Below are 18,874 nucleotides of genomic sequence, written 5' to 3' on the forward strand. Positions count from 1 at the left end.
AATTATGAGCGAAGAATCATATCGTGCTTTTGTTGCAATTGAACTTCCTGCCGAAGTTAGGGATATTGTTTGGAGTAGCACAAAACCTGTTTTAGGTTCGCTTAAATCATTAGTGAAATGGGTTCCCCCTGAGAATATGCATTTAACATTGCGATTTTTAGGAGGGATAACCCTCAGTATGAGTGAAAAATTAAGGTCAAACCTTAAAAAGGTTTCAATTCAATTTGCCCCCATAACATTTAGATTGAGTACTTCAGGTGTTTTCCCATCATGGAGGGAGCCAAGGGTATTATGGGTCGGTTTAGATGTTGTAAAAGGAGACTTAAATTTATTGCAGAGGAGAGTTGAGCAGGAAGCACAAATAATTGGCTTACCTCAAGAAAAACAAAGATTTCATCCTCACATTACAGTAGGTAGAGTTCGAACACCTTCTCCATTTATATCTAATACATGGAAAAATGTTAAAATACAATCAACACCTGAATTTGTTGTAAATCAAATCACACTATTTAAAAGCATCTTAAATCCAAATGGTGCAATTTATGAAGTTGTAGATACATTTCAATTTAATCAAGGAGAATAAGACTTGTTTCTTCGCGATTTAATATATACCTTATTTACATTATATATGCTTGCAATTTTAGCTGTTTGGTTGGGTCCGTATATTGATTTTGACTTGAGACAACGAAGATGGGGGCTCTGGATTGTGAAAATTGTCGAACCCATTATCCAAATCATAAGAAAAAATCTTCCTTATATAGGTCCTTTCAATTGGGCTCCTATTATTGCGTTGTTGCTTGTCTGGCTACTTAGAAAAATTATTGTGGGGATTTAATTCTTTAAAAATTGCATTTTAAATACTGTTTATGATAAAAAACTACAATTTTAGTTTGAGGCTTAATATAATTAATAAACATTTAATAAAAAAATAAAACAAAAATATAATTAATAATAGTGACAAATACTATAAGGAGAAAATCTATGGATTTAAGAGCATGGTTTAATCAAAAACAAATTTTATGCAAAAATATTTTTAGGAATTTGAGTATCCCAGAACTTTATGAAATTTCACTTCAAAAAGGTGAAGGAAAATTAGGAGCCAATGGGACTTTATTAGTTAGAACTGGCAAACGAACAGGTAGATCACCAGAAGACCGTTTCGTTGTGCAAGATGAATATTCAAAAGATGCTGTTGACTGGAACAAAGTAAATCTACCCACTACAGAAGAAGTTTATAATCATATATATGACAGGATACGAGGCTTTTTAAAAGATAAAGATGTATACGTTTTTGATGGTTTTGTTGGGGCGGATGAAAGATATCGAATCAAAGTTCGTGTGATAGCAGAAAAGGCATGGCATGCTTTATTTGCACGAACATTGTTTTTGAGACCTACACCAGAGCAATTGGAACATTTTGGGGAGCCGAACTTCTGTGTCTTTGCTTGTGGCGGTTTGAAGTTAGAAGGGGAGAAAGATAAGGTTAAGACAGATACAGCGATTATTCTTAATCTTAAAGAAAAAAACATCCTGATTTGCGGTTCAGACTATGGCGGAGAGATAAAGAAGAGTATTTTCACTGTAATGAATTTTATTATGCCAGAACAAAATGTGATGCCAATGCATTGTTCCGCTAATGTTGGAAAAGATGGTGATAGTGCTATATTCTTTGGCCTTTCTGGAACAGGAAAAACAACTCTATCAGCAGACCCAGCTCGGTATCTTATCGGAGATGATGAACACGGCTGGAGTGAAGATGGCATTTTTAACTTTGAAGGAGGATGTTACGCAAAGATAATTAAGTTAAGGAAAGAATCAGAGCCGTTAATTTATAGTGCTATTCGTTTTGGTTCTATTGCAGAAAATGTTGTTTATGACCCATCAACACGTGAAATTGATTTTGATGATGGTAGTATTACAGAAAATACACGGACGACTTATCCTGTGGAGTTCATCCCGAATGTTGTCCTTAGTGGTAAAGCTGGACACCCAAAAAATATATTTCTATTAACTGCAGATGCCTTCGGGATTTTGCCCCCAGTTGCTAAGTTAACCCCAGAAGGGGCTATGTATCATTTCCTCTCTGGTTATACAGCAAAACTGGCAGGAACAGAAGTAAATATTGTTGAACCACAAGCAACTTTCTCCACCTGTTTTGGGGCACCATTTATGATTCGTAGTCCGTGGGTGTATGCTCGTTTATTAGCAGATAAGATGAAAAAACATAGTGCGGATTGCTGGTTGATTAATACAGGCTGGTCGGGTGGTCCTTATGGAGTTGGGAAACGCATGTCCATTGAACTGACCCGCTCAATTTTATCAGCCGTATTAGAAGGCAAATTGAAGAATGCAAAGTTTATAAAATTAGACAAATTGAATTTAATGGTACCCGAAGCCATCGAAGGTTTAGAAGACCAACGGGTATTAATTCCAGAACATACATGGCAGGATAAAAATGCATACCAGCAAAAAATGAAACATCTTGTTGGCTTGTTTATGAAAAATTTTGAGCGATTTAAAGCTCAGGCAGATAATGCAGTGTTAGAAGCAGGTCCTAATTTATAACCTGTTATTTTATTAATTGGTAATATTTGGAGTACACTATTTGAAAAGTAGTGTACTCTTTTTTTATGTTTATTCTATCAAATAGAAACCCAATATAAGGAGATAATAAATGAAAAGACCTTTCTTATTTACAATGTTCTTTCTTGTAATTTGTATGTTAACAGATGTTATTTTTGCTGAAACTGCACCTGTTTTTCCTGTCCAAGAAGGTGTATTTATCAAAGAATGGCTCGTTTGTGGGACATTCCCGAATCCACTAAAGGAAGGGGTTGTAGAATTCCGTCATGATGAAACTACATTAGGGTTTTACATTGATTATCTCGCTAAGGCTGGAGGTGAAAACAATATAACCCCTGAGGAAGGGATGAGTATTGACCCTGGTGATGGTATAACACGTGTATGGAAAAAATATACATCACCAGAGGACTATATTAATTTTAATAACATCTTTGAAGATAATCAGGGAGGTAAAGTCGCTTATGCATTTTGTTACTTAAAGAGCGATATGGATAAAGAAGTAATTTTAGGTATTGGTAGCAATGATGGCGTTCGTGTCTGGCTGAATGGAGAACGGATTTGGGATAATCATTGTCCGAGAGGTGCGATGATTGATGACGATTGTTTTGAAGTATCATTAAAGTCAGGATTAAATCCGTTATTAATAAAAGTAGACCAGGGATTTGGAAATTGGGGATTTTATGCACGGGTAGTTAATAAAGAAGAGGTATTGAAGAAATTGAAAGATCTTCCAGACTTACGTGCAGATATTACTTATGTGTTAGAAAATAATTCACTGAGAGCATGGATGGCTCGACACTCTAAATATCGCTTATTAGACCCACCCATTCAATACACATTGCAATTACTAAATGCTAATGGTGAGTCTGTACAGAAAAATTCAGCAAATTTGGGGCAATCTGTAACTTTTTCACTTGAAGGACTTCCTGAAGGACCATATCGTTTAGAAGGAAAATTTTCATTGCCAGATGGAACGACCTTTGAAAAGCAAAGTTTCTATTATCATGGACAACCAACTGTTATCATTAATTTTGGACAGGTAAACGATGATATAAAACCACGTCAGATCGAACTCCTATATGATAGCCGACAGAGGACACTAAAAGATGAAGCCATATTAAAAAGTTCTCAGTATACCCCAGTGTTAGAACCTGTTTCAGGAGGGATTCAAGAATTAGATTCGGGTAAATATGCTGTATTACGAACCGATTTAAGCCCTATCTGGATACGGGTATTATTACCCTCGCCAGGATTAGGATATCAGTGGTATATGCTGAAAGATGAAGGGTATCGATTTGAAACGAAGGAAATTCAAGAAATTAATGCATTAGAACAAATTGAGAAGAATTTAAGGAATAGATATTCAAATGCATTGGAGTCAGGCACCTTCCCATTTTCAGAATGGCTTTTCCAATCCTACAGCCAGAGACTTATGTTAACCCCTGTCCATCAGGTGAAAGGGGAAATTTCTCCTGAGGAACGTTTGAGAAGAATTCAACGGCTATCTTCATTAAAAGCAAAAGTGGCTGATAAGGAAACCGCTACTGTTTGGTTTGCTCCATCTATAGAAAAAGTAGGAAAGAACGAACCTACTCCAGATTGTTCTTTAGAGTATTTACCTTTAGATATAGCGAAGAATGAATATGAGGCCTTTCAAGTTGTTATTACTCCGAAGAGCCCTATCTCCTCAATAAAGGTGAATGTCACTGATGGAAAGACGCAAGATGGATATACTTTACCAGCAGGACAGTTTAAGATATTTGAAGTTGATTATGTCCCTATTACAGTAGTGTCTGATTATTATGGAGAATTGACAGATTATCCAGACCCAATTGTCCCCGTTCAGGATTATGTTAAAGGTAGAACCGATGGTAATATCGTATTATGGGTCAGATTATATGTTGGCAAAGGACAACCACCAGGAATTTATGAAGGGTCTTTACAACTAAAATCGAATGAGTTGAATTTAGAAATACCCTACAAAGTCAACGTAGTAAATTATACTCTCCCTGTCGATACAAGCACAGAAACTGCATACGGTGTTTCGCCAGGTTATTCATGGCATGGTCCCTTGAACGATGAACAAAAACGTGAAGTCTTTGACCTATATATGAAAACATGCATGGAGTATCGCATTTCCCCTTATACTCCACATGCATATGGACCGATTACATGGAAATTTGAAGGAACACCCCCCGAGGCTATTGTCGACTTTACGGAATTTGATAAAGCAATGGAAAAATATTTAAATCAGTATCACTTTAATGCTTTTAATGTCGGAGGGCTTCCAAATGAACTTAATGGCGCTCCCCGTTATTCAGAAGAGTATAATCGTTTATTTGCCTCTATTTACCAACAGGTGCAAGAACATCTGAGAGAGAAAGGGTGGTTACATAAAGCGTACTGGTATTGGGTTGATGAACCAGCGCCCGCTGATTATGCAAGTGTAAAACAAGGAATGGAATTGCTTTATAAGGCGTGTCCAGATATACGTCGATTGTTAACCTGCAATCAAGAGCCAGCACCAGCTCCGTATTTCTGGGATGTTGTGAATCTTTGGGTGCCTATTTTTAATATGTATGATGAGACCCGTGCTCGATGGAGACAGGAATTAGGCGAAACAATCTGGTGGTATGTCTGTACTGCACCTCGTGCCCCTTATGCAAATAACTTTGTTGACCATCCAGCAATTAATCACCGCATTCGTTATTGGCAATTGGACAAATATAATTTAGAAGGTGACCTCTTCTGGTCCATAACATATTGGGCACAAAATCCATGGGAAGAGGCGATGTCTATCGGTGATGGAGGTCAACGTTGGGGTAATGGTGATGGACGTTTACTATATCCACCAAGAAAACAACCATCTTCTGAGCCTCTTATAGAACCGCCAGTACCATCAATTCGTTTGGAATGCATAAGAGATGGATTGGAAGACCGCGAATACTTGTTAGTATTAGAACGGGCTGATGCAAGAAAGGCTCCGATAGGTTTAATGGCTCGCAAAGTGAGAGCGGAAGCGTTAAATTATTTGACCCCGTCATTAAAAGTTTACGAGCAGAACCCAGTTATGTTTTATTATTATCGAGCAAAAGTTATGAATTTAGTTGCACGTATAGCACAAGGTGGCTCATAAAAACTGATGTATTTTGTTCATAGTAATTATTTATAGATATTATCAATTAGTAATTAATAATTAGTAATGATAAGGTATGTGGAATGAGCAGAACGGCAATCATTTTTCGGGAGGAAGCACTTCGCCATGATACAGGTCCTTTCCATCCAGAAAGTCCAGCAAGACTTGAGGCTATTTTAGAATCTTTTGAAAAATATAATATAGACCCACCAATATTGGACATAGAACCTGCAAAACGAGAAGATCTATTGAGAATTCATACCGCACACCATGTAGATACTATTGAGAAAACGTGTAAAGGAAATCTTGAATATCCTGACCCAGATACTGTGATGGGGGAAGCGTCATGGGAGTCCGCATTGTTGGCAGTTGGAGGTGCTATCTCTGCTTGTAAGGCTGTGTTAGAAGGAACCTACGATTGTGTGTTTGAAATCATGAGACCACCAGGACACCATGCAGAACCTAATCGGGCAATGGGTTTTTGCTTGTTTAACAATGTGGCAATAGCAGCACGATGGTTAACAGATGTGGCAGGATTAAAGCGAGTTGCCATCTTTGATTTTGATGTCCATCATGGAAACGGAACACAGAAAGCCTTTTATGATGATGATAGAGTTTATTATGTAAGTATTCATCAATTCCCTCATTATCCTGGGACAGGTTTCCCTGAGGAGAGGGGGAAAAACAATACAAATTTAAATGTGCAAATGATGCCAGGTGTGCCAGAAGAATTATGGCATTCTGCAATGGAAAATTTAATATTGCCAGAATTAAAACGATTTGCCCCTGAATTTTTAATTATATCTGCTGGATTTGATGCACATCGTAAGGACCCATTAGGAAGTCAGAACTTGGAGGAAGAAGATTTTGCAAAATTAACCCGTGCTATAAAAGGAATTGCGGGTGGTAAAGTAGTATCTGTTTTAGAAGGTGGATATAACCTCGAAGCATTAGGGGAATCATGTGTAGCACATTATCTCGCATTGAAAGAAGATAGTTAATGTGTGATAAGTGGAACAATGTATCTAAAAAATAGTGTGTTTACAGGATAAAGAATATGATGACCCGACGGGAAGTGTTGCGAGATATGATAACCGCTGGTAGTATTTTTTTTCTACCACCACATAATCGTATTTATGCAAACAGCGGTTCTTATATATCAGGTGATAAACAAAAAGGGGCTTCTGAACGTCAACAATATCGGGTTGTCATTGGGCAGGAAGGTAGTAATGCTGATTTTTGTGGAAATACGGAAAAAGTTATTCAGGCGGGGATTGATTCTGTGGCAAGATATGGAGGAGGAATAGTTCAGATATTGCAGGGGATTTATCGGTTTTCCAATGCTGTTTATTTGACAAGTCATATTAAACTTATTGGGAGTGGGTCATCTACAATTTTTGTAAAAGAACCATCTATAGAAACAGAGTTTACGGAAGATGCGGATTGGTATGAGCAATGTATAACAGTCAAACATCCAGAACAATTTAAGGTTGGCGATGGTTTATGTATTCGGACAAAAAATCCTCATCATGGGGGAATGGATGTTATTAAGAGAACTATTATCGCTATTGAGGATGACAAGTTAATATTAGATAAAGCATTACGGGATAATGTCTGGCTTGGACAGGAAACGACAATCGCTACCTTATTCCCTTTAATAAGCGGAGAATTCGTTGAAGATATTGTTATTGAAAATCTTGTTTTGGATGGTAATAAGGAAAATAATTTGTTTTTAGATGGAAATTATGCAGGTTGTATCTGGCTACAGGATTGTAATGAGGTTACAATTCGAAATGTAGAAGCAAGAAACTACAATGGCGATGGAATAAGTTGGCAAATTGTTCATGATGTTGTGGTAGATAATTGTTTTTCTCATGACAATACAGGGTTAGGTCTACATCCAGGGTCGGGTTCACAAAGACCAAAAGTAACGAATAATCGAATAGAAAATAATGATATTGGAATCTTTTTCTGCTGGGGTGTACAAAATGGAATTGCAGAGAACAACCGACTGGAAAATAACCGTATCGGTATATCAATAGGCCATAGGGACAATGATAATCAAATTCAAAAAAATAAGATAGTGAATTCTGTTGATTATGGCATTTTATTTCGGGAAGAATCAGAGCGATTTACAGCAACAGGTAATAAAATTAGGGAGAATGTTATAGAAAATTTGAAATCGGATAAAGGAGTTGGAATATCAATTGAAGGACTTACTAAAGGCAACGAAATACAAGATAACATGATTCGGGAAAGAAATAGTCAAGGTGATAAAATAGGTATCAAAATTGGTAAATTGGCAAAAGAAAATATTTTAAAAAATAACAAGATAGTGGGGTTTAAAAGAGACGTTGTAATAGAGTAACATACTCTTTATTTGAAACATAAACTTTGAGATGGAGGTTGTTATGGAGAGTTCTCCTTCTTTGTTCCAAATCATTCTTTGGGAACTCCAAAGATTCGCAAATCAAAACGACCTAAGATATTTAGTACCATCGTCCACAATTCTTATTATTATTGGTTTAGTATTACTTAATCGAAAATGGATTATTTCGTATGTAGGTGCTACATTATCTGGTGTAATACGGGGTGTGTTAATGGCGATGTTGTGTATTTGTGCTTTTCTTGCGGTCGGTAATTATATTGATAGTTTCGGACAATGGCGGTATGGGACGTTCTTTAATGCTTATGAGTTTTACCATTATTATATGGGTTCTAAATATGCAAAAGAAATTGGTTATACCCGTTTATATGCAGCCAGTTTGATTGCGGATGATGAGACAGACCGTAAGTATTCCAATTCAGATAATACCATTCGTAATCTTGCCAATGGCATGTATATTTCCGTCGATGAAGTTCTTAAAAATAGAGACCAGTATAAAAGCCGTTTTTCGCCAGAACGTTGGGAAGAATGGTTGAAAGATATTCGATTTTTTAAGCGAGAACTAACGACAAGTCGTTGGAACAACGTTCTGAGAGATAAAGGATACAATGCAACCCCTGTTTGGTCTATGTTGGTAGGAGGTTTTTTAAGTAATCCTATCTCTACCGAGAATCGAAATCATATGTTGATGTTGGCTTCGTTGGATTTGGTGCTTATTGGAATTACAACGTTAATTGTTTTGTATGCGTTTGGACTTCGCCCAGCGATGTTTATGCTTATATTGATTGGAACACACTATATGATGCGGTTTTCACACATGAAAGGGGCTTACTTGAGAACTGATTTTGCAATGTGTCTGGTTCTATCTGCCTGCATGATAAAATTAAATCATTATAAATGGGCAGGTTTTTTTACAGCATACTCTGTTCTTTCTCGTGTATTTCCTGCCGTGTTTTTATTCGGGCCAGGGGCACGTTTGTTTTGGGACCTCTGTAAATTATTGCGGGTGGCATATGACGAATTGAAAATTCGTTTTTATGACCAAAAACAAAGACGTATAGTTCTACTGTCTATTTTTATTGTTAATTTTATTATCTCATTGATAATAAGTCTTATCTTGCGAAAATTCCCATCGAGTTTATTTGAAAGTTTTACAATTCCTTGGCCACTCCCAATATTTGTGCACCTCATTATCACAATTCCACTTATTTTGTTTGGTATGTTGTTATTCTGGGTAGGTGTATGGGGATATTTTTTTAATCGAATGGAGCGTCATTGGGTACATTATTTTGTAACTTTTATCGCTACATTAGCCATTTTATTTATCTCATCGTTTTGTTATTATGGTGGCTTATACCAGTGGAGGGATTACGCAGATAAAATAGGTAGGCATAGCAAAGATATATCACCATGGCGTGTCGGATATAAATATATTTTTATTGCACAGTACCCGAAAAATTTAGATTTAAAGCAATCCCTAAAAGATGTAGCTAAAATTTTTGGAAATGCCTTGTTGGGACGTCCCTACATGACAGGAATATCCGAACAACCTACGAACCCACCTTCTGCAAATCCATCAAAACCACAACCAGTGACAAAGCCTTCAAATACAGAGAATTTAGATTTTGCATCTGCTATGAAAAAGGTTATTTCGCCTTGGAAGACATATACGCGAAGTATTATATATAAGGAACAAGCACGACGTTGGTGGGTTACAATGGCAATTGTATTGATTCTATGCCTAATTGCATCACGACGACTTTCTCCTTATGAAAGTTTTGTGTTCGGTTTTGTCCCATGTTTCTTTTTAGTCTCACCCACTTATTATTACTACATCATGTTAGCAGTACCTTTATTATTTTTCTCCCCTAAATCGGATTATATACCCCGTGCTATTGCAATTATCTGGTTGTATATCACTGCTATGGCTGGCTACTTCTTCTATACCATGTGGGAACAGGAATTCCCAACATATTATTGGTTAGGGTGTATGCTCTTTGTCCTATGTATTTATATGCTGATTATCGCAATGTTGAACAGCCTTCCTCTTGAATATCTAAAACCATGGCTTTGTATGATTAAAAGGTATATATTAGACTGGTTCAAAACAAAGAAGGGTAATGATAATGAACCCCCGATATTAGAAGAACAAAAAGAAGGAGATGTAATTTCATAAAGGTATTAAGGATTTGTAGAATGTTTAAGTAGAAAAAGTTTTAGTGTTTCTTTGAATTGCGATGAGAGAGGTGCTGTAATATGGTCTTTTCCTTTTATAATGGTTAATTCCGATTGTGGTAGGACATTTTTTAGGTTTTCTGCCCCTTTCCGTAATGGGTCATGTTCTCCTACAACCATACATGTAGGAATGTTAATCTTTTTTATTTCATCCTCATTCACTTTGAGTTCGGGAACACCCTTTAATACATCAATTAATGCTTTGGGGTCATTAAAAAACCGTGTTAATATTTTTACCCACAGTGAATGGACTATTCCAGGTTTCCTTCTGCTCGTATCAAGATGTGTGCTTACAGGTTCAATACCTGAATTATTCTCTAATTTTTTGATTAGTTTGTCTATTGCTGAAAAGAAATGATTTTGTTCTGGTAGTTCCCAGCCTGAACCGAGAGGAGATAAACTAATTACTCGGTCAGGATAAAGGGTAGTTAATTTAATAGCAATAAAGCCTCCCAATGAGTAACCAACAATATGTGCTTTGTCTATTTTTATATAGTCCATTAAGTTGATTATGTCTTTAACCATTTTTATTCCATATTCATCCGAAGTGTGTGGTTTGGAACTAAGACCATGACCCCGTAAATCAACTGCAATAATTCGGAAGTTAGGTTTAAGGGAATCAATTATTCCGGGTCTTCGCCAGTTAAGGTCAGCATTAACCGCAAATCCATGTATTAAAATGATAGGTTCTCCATGCCCTTCATCTGTATAATGAATTTTTATTCCCTCTAAATCAAAATATTCTCCTTTTGTTCGATGGGTAATTGTATAGTAGATGAACAATATAGAAATAATAAGAATAAAAACAGAAAAAACAAATAAATATAAAACTATCTTTTTACATTTAAACATATTCATTTAATTTTCTCCCCCAAAATTTTTAAATGAAAATTATGAAAAACAAAAATTTCTTTATTTTTTTTTCATATTTTAGGGCAGTAGTTATCTTCTCCAACACCAGGACAGGCATAATAGCCTCCTGAGTTGAAGAACTGAATAAGTCGCAGGAGTTCTGATAAGTCAATCTTCCAATCTTGAGGTTTGTAATCGGAAGTGTGGGGTGGGCAACCATAATCTGTCCCTTCGCCAGGGGCATACCCATCTTCAGAGCCTTGTTGACAATGGTAACTACCGAAATTAAAGAATTGAATAACACGGAGAAGTTCACTCAAATCTATCGTACTATCATTATTCTTATCCGCACTATGATATGAAGATATAACTTCCCCTTCTGTATTTCCTTCTAAAACCCCTTCGTTACCCCCTTCAGAACTACCTTCAGCAGTACCTTCTACCGTTCCTTCTACGCTTCCTTCACCTTCCTGCATACCTTCCCCTTCAATAATACCTTCCTGCATACCTTCCCCCCCTTCAGGTATTCCTTCTCCTTCGGTTACCCCTTCAGGAGAGCCTTCATTAGTGCCTTCACCCTCAATAGTACCTTCCCCTTCTGGACTTCCTTCGCCTTCCAATACCCCTTCCAATATCCCTTCTCCCTCAGTTATCCCCTCTCCTTCGGATGTCCCTTCTATAATGCCTTCACCCTCAATAGTACCTTCCCCTTCTGGACCTCCTTCGCCTTCCAATACCCCTTCCAATATCCCTTCTCCCTCAGTTATCCCCTCTCCTTCGGATGTCCCTTCTATAATGCCCTCACCCTCAATAGAACCTTCGCCTTCCTGCATACCTTCACCTTCAGAGGTCCCTTCTCCTTCGGGTAACCCTTCAGAGGAGCCTTCATTAGTGCCTTCCCCTTCGATAAGACCTTCCAATATACCTTCCCCTTCATAGTTTCCCTCCCCTTCAGGGGAACCTTCTATTATCCCTTCACCATCTGCACTTCCTTCAGAGAGACCTTCGCCTTCCATGCTTCCTTCCGGAGGACAAGGACCTGTGGATATAATTAGGTCTATAGAGGAACCATAGGGGACTTCAACCCCAGCAGATGGGGTCTGATTGACCACCGCATTTGCTGGGATTGTATCATTACAAGAATACTCAATATTTCCAACAGTTAATCCACTGGAAATAATTTGATTTTCTGCTTCTGTATAGTCCAGTCCCAATACATTAGGGACAATAACCGGACAGAATCCAGACGATACCACCAGGTTTACTTGTGTCCCTGCGGGAACGGATGTCCCTGCCTGGGGTGATTGCGAGATAACCGAGTCATCAGGCACGGAATTACTGCAAGTCCAATTGGTTTGTCCTTGGGTTAAACCTGCAGAAGTAATTGTATTTACTGCCTCTTGTAAGGTTTTGTTTACAACATTGGGCACTGTAACATTTACAGAGTCACCTGATATGGAAATGTCATCAATATTCCAACCTGCGTAGGTATCGCTATAGTCGGTAGGACCCATCACCCAACGGATGAGTAAGATGGGTTTACGATCTGCAATAGTGGAGATATTATAGGTTTTTAAGGACCAGGAATTTTCTTGTATTGTCCCTGATGTGTGGTTCCAGATTGTAGTCCATGTTGTCCCGTCTGTACTTACATCAATCCGTGCATGATCATAGGAAGATGATTCAATGCCTAACCAACGATAAAAAGATAGGGTAATATTTTGGGCATTAGAACAATCTATTGGATGAGAAGTTAAAGTTTCTTCACCCATATCATTTTCATAGGTGCCATTCAAGTTATAACCATAGACATATTGACCTGTATATCCTGAGGATGGGTCACCATCTAAGCCTGCAGGTTTACCAAAAGCCCAGTTTCCTGTTTTTTCCCAGCCAGGATCGCTATTTAATGGGAATGAGATAGGTACTGGATAAGCTTTTTTAAGTTTGACACTGAAATTTTGAGTAACTTGTGTTGAGGTATTGGTAATAGAAAAGTTTTTGGTATAGGTTCCTGATTGAGCAGGGAGTTGGGGAACTGTCAATTGAATTGTTTTTGTTTCACCTGGGCTTAATGACCCCGATGAAGGACTTAATGTAATACCTTCATCCACTGTTGATGTCCAGTTAATATTGTATTCACTTATATTTTCAAGAGTAATTCCGATGGAGGAGGGTGATATGAAATTGTTGGAACTCAAGTAAAAGAGTAAATTTTGTTGAGGGGTTACCAATAATAAATCGGTAGGTGTCCCATACTCAATATAGTCCGCTCCATAACCAATTTGAGAGGAACCATACGCAATGTAGCCATAGCCGTTGTCACCCCAAGAGGGCCCCCATGAATTTCGGATAATAAAAGAGCCTCCACCATAGTTATCATCCCAACCAACAATTACGACCATGTGATTGGGCAAGGCTTTTGAATCCATATTGTCGTTATAAACCCCCCCTTTATAGGCTAAGAAAGATTCCTTGGCTTCCATGGATGCGACAATAGGTCCATAATGATATATAGCAGTTTTGAGGGCATCAAGAGAGGGTATCCCTAACATGGGTCCTACATAATGCCAGTCATTAATGGTATAATAGTGAGGTTTGGGGCAACGACAACTACTACCATAACCCACATAAGGATAATCGGTTTCAAGGACGGCACCATATCCACCACACGAATCCGTCCTGCTTCCTTTATGCCAATCATGAGCGGAGATACCCCCATCACAGCCATACCAGAACAAGCCCGTGGCACAGTCTACCAGCCATTGTTCGGATAAATCTACATTTATACCATCTTTAATCTTGATGGCACATTCGAGTGCTCCAACTGTAGCGAAAGCCCAACATGAACCACAGTCTCCTTGGTCTCTTATAGGGGGTAACCCACCTGGCGTTTTTTCTCGCCAATCCCAACGAGAGGGTAATTTCTCTGTCGGGATGACGGGCTTATTTGTGTAAGGTTGTAATTCATCTAAATATTGAGGGTCAGGGGGAATATAGCCAGTTAGCTGATTTAAACTTCTCTGTGTTGCAGAAGTTTCTCCCACCTCAAACGTCCAATTATTAATTAATGCCTCCTCTTTTAGCCTTTGAATATCTTCCTGTGATAACTGTGCATTTGAACTTGTTGTAACAAGAAACATAAGCAAAGAAAGAATAGCAGGAAAAACGATAGAATATACTTTTTTCTCCATAATCACCTACTTCTTTGTATTATTATTAGTATCATAATTTTACCTCAAATCATATAGCAATATACATTCAACAAGTTTATTATCATTTAATCACGTTTTAAATTTTTCGGTGGCGGAGGATGTCCCAGTAGGCACCACGGGCACCGTTGCAGATGGCGTTGATAAGGTAATCGTGGTTACAGTAGGAGTAACTTCCTTCTTCGGTAGCGGGAAGGGAGAGAAATACAGAAGGGACATTCTTTATAAGATTTTGAAGGTAGATGAAGAAATGGTTATCTAATTCCTGGGAGAGGTAGTAAATGGGAAAAAGTAGGTTCCCATTTTCTTCAAGAGGTTTACCGTGAATGGTATTTTTTAAGTTGTGACCGTTGTGATGTAATGACAATATGTGTTGTCCTAATATTGTATAAGGATAAAGTCGAACACCGAATGATATGCCCAATGCATCGGGTTTAAGTTTTAAGGCATTTTCAATGGTGAATAGAGCGGTTTCTTTTGTTTCTTCGGGGCAACCTAATAGTAAATCGAACATGACAGCGATGTTTGTTTTGCGGAGTAGTTTCATTAATTGTTGTATATTTTCGTAACGATGTGGTTTAAATAAATAATGCAGTATTTCATTGTGTAATGAGTCTACGCCAAAATTTATACCGACACAGCCTGCCCGTTCCATTTTTAAGGCTAATTCTTCTGTGAAAGGGACAGGGGAGCAGTAGGTATACCACTTGATTTCTTTGTTGATTCCCCTGCAAATAAGTTTGTCACAAATTTGAAGGGCGTGCTCTAAAGGAAGGTTAAATTCGCTATCGCACCAGTGGAAAACATTAATTCCTCTATTTACTAATTGCTCAATTTCAAAAACGACAGTATCGGGATTCCGAAGTTCTATAGCGTTGTGTCCTGAGGCACTTTCGACGCAGTAGATGCATTGTTGGGAACAGCCTCGTTTTGTTTCGATGCCGATTTGTCCTCCTTCGGTGAAATATTTTTCAAGGTTGGCAAAGGAGCGACGAAATTTAAAGGATGTGTATCTATCGGAGATTTTTTTCTCTAATGGGTTGAGTAAAATATATCCCTGACTATTTTTATAAACACATCCGGGAAATTTTTCATGAGTTTTTTGTTCTATAGATGTGATGAATTCAGGGATAGTATTTACGCCGTTTCCGATAAGTCCAAAGTCTGCATGTATATAGGCTAAAATTTCACGGGGAGCAATGGAGAATCCGGCACCGCCTAAAAAAATAGGTGAGTGGGAAAATTGTTTGCAGAATTGCACAAGTATTTTAATAAAATCAATAAAAAAAGTCTGGCTTCCCATCATGGCTTCGTCAACATTACGAATAGTAATACCGATGTAATCTGGTTTGGAGTCATTCAAAGCATTTTTTAATGTTTCCTGCCAATTTTCAGAAAAGCACAAATCTATCCAGATAATTTTGTGCCCGGATAGGTATAAAACTTCTGCGATATACTCAAGTCCCACAGGTGAGATGGGAGGCTTGAGTAAATTTGGGTTGATAAGTGCAATTGTTTTTTTGTTTGCGGTGGATATAGGTCTAACCTTAAATTAAATATATTGGTCAATGTTCCAGGGTTCACGGTATGTGCGTTTTATCCACTTTGATGCTTCGGGGTCATCTTTGAATGTCAAGTTCTGTGGGTCGAAAATTAGAGGGCGGGAAACCATTGTGCTAATATTGCAAAGATGGCATAATACTGCAGTTTTATATCCTTCCTCTGCGGGGGCATTGGGTTTCTCTTCCCCAAGAATGGTTTTTGCGAAATTGACCGCATGAGGTATGTCAATATCACTTCCAGGATATACTTTGGGTTCCTTTTTCTTGCCATTAGGGAACACTTTCCAATCTCCACGGGTAATGACCAAAGTTCCTTTTTCTCCGTGAAATTCAGCAAAAGAGTCGGAACCGTATTCAGACCATAGACGGAGTTCCCAAACAACAGTCAGTTCTGGGTATTCAAGAATAGCAGTTTGGGTATCAGGCCATTCTTTGATATCTTTGGTAACGAATTGTCCACCAGTGGCATGAACGCGAAGGGGATAGTCAATATTTAAAAACCAGCGGACAATATCTAACCAATGTGCTGCCCAGTTGCCTGTATCTCCTGTTCCATAGTCGAGCATAAAGTGCCAGTTATAATGGACACGGTATTGGTTATAGGGTTTCATTGGAGCAGGACCTGTCCACATATCATAATCTAAATTTTTTGGAGGGTCAGTGTCTGGGACTTTAGGTAAAGGTTCTCGCCAGTGGATGGTACCTGCTCGGGCAAAAGCAATTTTTCCTAATTCGCCAGATTGTAGAAAGGCACGGGCTTCATGAAAATGTTTTCCACTGCGTTGCTGTGAACCGACAACGACCACTTGTTTGGGATGTTTCTTCATGGCTTGCAATACCGAGTAGCCGTCATAAATGTTATATGAGAAGGGTTTTTCTACATAAACATGTTTTCCTGCGTCTAAAGCCATAACCGCCATAAGGCTATGCCAGTGGTCAGGAGTGGCAACGACTACCACATCAATTTCTTTGTCATCCAACATCCGACGGAAATCTTTTTCAAGAACAGGGACATCCACATTATTTTTTTCCAAATCCTTTTTACCGCTATCGAGCATTTTTTCATCACAATCGCATAAGGTTTTTATCTGAAAATAGCCTGATTTAGCAAGGTTATTTGCCACCTGTGGCCCTCTATTACGACAACCAATAATACCTACACGCATTTTGGGTGATTGAGCCTTTGCTTTGTGAGTTAAAGTTGCAGATGCCATGGCTACTGCTGAGGATGCGATGAATTGTCTTCGGTTTAACATAATTATTTCTCCTTTAATATTAAAATATAAATTTACGAATTAAGTTTTTTTGCAAATTGTTTTAATGAAGGATTTTAATTGAGGAATCTTATTTTTAATAATATCCCATATAATTACAAGTTCAATTCCAAAATATTCATGGACTAAAATGTTTCGCAAAGCTACTATTTTATGCCACTCAATTTCATTGTGTTTTTTCTTAAAGTCATCTGGTAATTGTTTTATCCCTTCACCTATAATTTCCAAACATTTCAATGTTGCATAATGTCTCATATCATCTTTGGCAAAAGATTTATAATCAATATTCTTAGTAAATTTTTCTATTTTTTTAATGTGTTCTAATATTTCTTCTAATATAATTTTAATCTCTCTTTTAGACATATATAACTTCTTGGAGGATGCGTTTTTTTAATGATTTTTTCAATGCACCTTTCATTACAAGGTCTACCTTGTTTTGTAACAATGCTTCAAGATAAAGTTTTAATTCTATATAGTTATCAAATGTTTTTCCGTCATCTTTGAAATCAATAAGAATATCTATATCACTTTCGGTATTTATTTCGTTTCTCGCATAAGAACCAAAGATACCAATCTCTTTAATGTTATATTTCTTTTTTAATTCGCTTTTATGTTCTTCCAATATTTTTTTTATGTATTCAAGATTTATCGTTTTATTTACTCGACTATTCATATATTTTAGAGAATATAGGTTAAACTTATTTCAGACTTATAAGAAAAAAAGTTTATTTTTAAGTGTTTTCTGAAAATAATTATATAAAAATGAATAGGAATATTCATTTTTTTAATATATCTTTTAATTCATGAGCGACTTTTTGGGCTTGCTTGAGGTTAGGCATGCCCTGGTCACCGACAATTACTTCTGCGGTCAGGTAGTAGTCATAACCGATGTTCTTCAATGTCTGTAGTAAACCTTGCCAGTTCATATCGCCTTCAAGCAGACTGGGGGTGAAATCATTTAACGTTCCGCCACCGTTATTCCGTTTGAAATTTTTGATATGAACACGGGCAATGCGTTGTCCTAAAATTTCAGCCCAATGTTCGGGATAACCATTGATTAAACAATTACCCGCATCAAAATAGGCTTTGACCCATGGAGATTGGAATATATCAACGAATTGGGCAAACTCAAAGGGACCTGTGAGGAATTTGCTCCAGACATTTTCAAGAGCAATGATAACTTGATTTTGTTCAGCAATAGGTATTAATTGATGGATAGAATCCTGTGCCCATTTCCAGACTTCTTTTGCGGGGACGGTGGGGCGATTGGGGTCAAAGCATACATCCACAGTGCCAGGCAGGACAAGAACCGCACCAGCCCCTAATAGGTTGGCAGATTCGATATATTTTTTTGTGAACTCAATGGCGTTATTTCGTTCTTCTGCATCAGGACTTCCGAGAGAGCAACTCCAGTAGAATCCTGAGGCTAAAGAAGGAATTTCTAATCCTTCTGTTTCCACTACCTTCCGAATATGTTTTAATTCATTCTCTGTTGTGGTAGCGGATAGTTCGCCTGCTCCATAACATAATTCAATCCCATCCCAGCCCATTCCTTTTACTTCTTTCACAATAGATTCAATCGTTACCTCACCCTGAAAACCACAAACCATCCATCCATTCAATGCTGTTTTCAT

General features: G+C 37.7%; 14 protein-coding genes. 7 read left to right on the forward strand and 7 right to left on the reverse strand.

Features of this window, described 5'->3' with window-relative positions:
• The first annotated feature begins 4 nt into the window (after positions 1-4).
• From thpR to PLJ10_06175, 7 genes are all read left to right on the forward strand, one after another.
• Entirely contained in the window at positions 5-583 is a 579-nt protein-coding gene (gene thpR / locus PLJ10_06145; GenBank protein ID HOK09227.1) for an RNA 2',3'-cyclic phosphodiesterase, read from the forward strand.
• Between the two features lie 3 nt (positions 584-586).
• Entirely contained in the window at positions 587-835 is a 249-nt protein-coding gene (locus PLJ10_06150) for a YggT family protein (protein HOK09228.1), read from the forward strand.
• Between the two features lie 146 nt (positions 836-981).
• Positions 982-2,565: a phosphoenolpyruvate carboxykinase (ATP) gene (gene pckA, locus PLJ10_06155; protein HOK09229.1), complete on the forward strand. Its 1,584-nt coding sequence runs from the start codon at positions 982-984 to the stop codon at positions 2,563-2,565.
• Between the two features lie 109 nt (positions 2,566-2,674).
• The gene (locus tag PLJ10_06160; GenBank protein ID HOK09230.1) at positions 2,675-5,719 is read left to right on the forward strand and encodes a DUF4091 domain-containing protein; all 3,045 of its coding nucleotides are present in this window, start codon (positions 2,675-2,677) and stop codon (positions 5,717-5,719) included.
• Between the two features lie 83 nt (positions 5,720-5,802).
• On the forward strand, positions 5,803-6,720 hold the full coding sequence (locus PLJ10_06165; GenBank protein ID HOK09231.1) for a histone deacetylase: 918 nt from the start codon (positions 5,803-5,805) through the stop codon (positions 6,718-6,720).
• A 56-nt stretch (positions 6,721-6,776) separates the two neighbouring features.
• A complete protein-coding gene (locus tag PLJ10_06170) occupies positions 6,777-8,087 on the forward strand; it encodes a right-handed parallel beta-helix repeat-containing protein (protein ID HOK09232.1) in 1,311 nt (436 codons plus the stop codon).
• Between the two features lie 43 nt (positions 8,088-8,130).
• Entirely contained in the window at positions 8,131-10,281 is a 2,151-nt protein-coding gene (locus PLJ10_06175; protein HOK09233.1) for a hypothetical protein, read from the forward strand.
• Between the two features lie 5 nt (positions 10,282-10,286).
• On the opposite strand, the gene PLJ10_06180 is transcribed toward PLJ10_06175, so the two are convergent.
• The 7 genes from PLJ10_06180 to PLJ10_06210 all read right to left on the reverse strand — a co-directional run.
• Positions 10,287-11,198, reverse strand: a complete 912-nt coding sequence (locus PLJ10_06180) for an alpha/beta hydrolase (protein HOK09234.1) — start codon at positions 11,196-11,198, stop codon at positions 10,287-10,289.
• Positions 11,199-11,263: 65 nt separating this feature from the next.
• Positions 11,264-14,386 (reverse strand): C1 family peptidase, encoded by a 3,123-nt coding sequence (locus tag PLJ10_06185; GenBank protein HOK09235.1) that lies wholly within the window; start codon positions 14,384-14,386, stop codon positions 11,264-11,266.
• A 97-nt stretch (positions 14,387-14,483) separates the two neighbouring features.
• Positions 14,484-15,881 carry a radical SAM protein gene (locus PLJ10_06190; GenBank protein HOK09236.1) on the reverse strand — a complete coding sequence of 466 codons (1,398 nt, stop codon included), beginning with the start codon at positions 15,879-15,881 and terminating at the stop codon, positions 14,484-14,486.
• A gap of 75 nt (positions 15,882-15,956) precedes the next feature.
• Positions 15,957-17,222 carry a Gfo/Idh/MocA family oxidoreductase gene (locus PLJ10_06195; GenBank protein HOK09237.1) on the reverse strand — a complete coding sequence of 422 codons (1,266 nt, stop codon included), beginning with the start codon at positions 17,220-17,222 and terminating at the stop codon, positions 15,957-15,959.
• A gap of 39 nt (positions 17,223-17,261) precedes the next feature.
• Entirely contained in the window at positions 17,262-17,603 is a 342-nt protein-coding gene (locus PLJ10_06200) for a DUF86 domain-containing protein (protein HOK09238.1), read from the reverse strand.
• Positions 17,596-17,913 carry a nucleotidyltransferase family protein gene (locus PLJ10_06205; protein HOK09239.1) on the reverse strand — a complete coding sequence of 106 codons (318 nt, stop codon included), beginning with the start codon at positions 17,911-17,913 and terminating at the stop codon, positions 17,596-17,598. Before PLJ10_06205 ends, PLJ10_06200 begins: the two co-directional genes overlap by 8 nt.
• A gap of 103 nt (positions 17,914-18,016) precedes the next feature.
• The coding region (locus PLJ10_06210; protein ID HOK09240.1) for a sugar phosphate isomerase/epimerase family protein at positions 18,017-18,874 on the reverse strand (858 nt) is incomplete at its 5' end.

Origin of the sequence: Candidatus Hydrogenedens sp. (genome assembly GCA_035361075.1) — a bacterium.
Classification (GTDB): domain Bacteria; phylum Hydrogenedentota; class Hydrogenedentia; order Hydrogenedentales; family Hydrogenedentaceae; genus Hydrogenedens.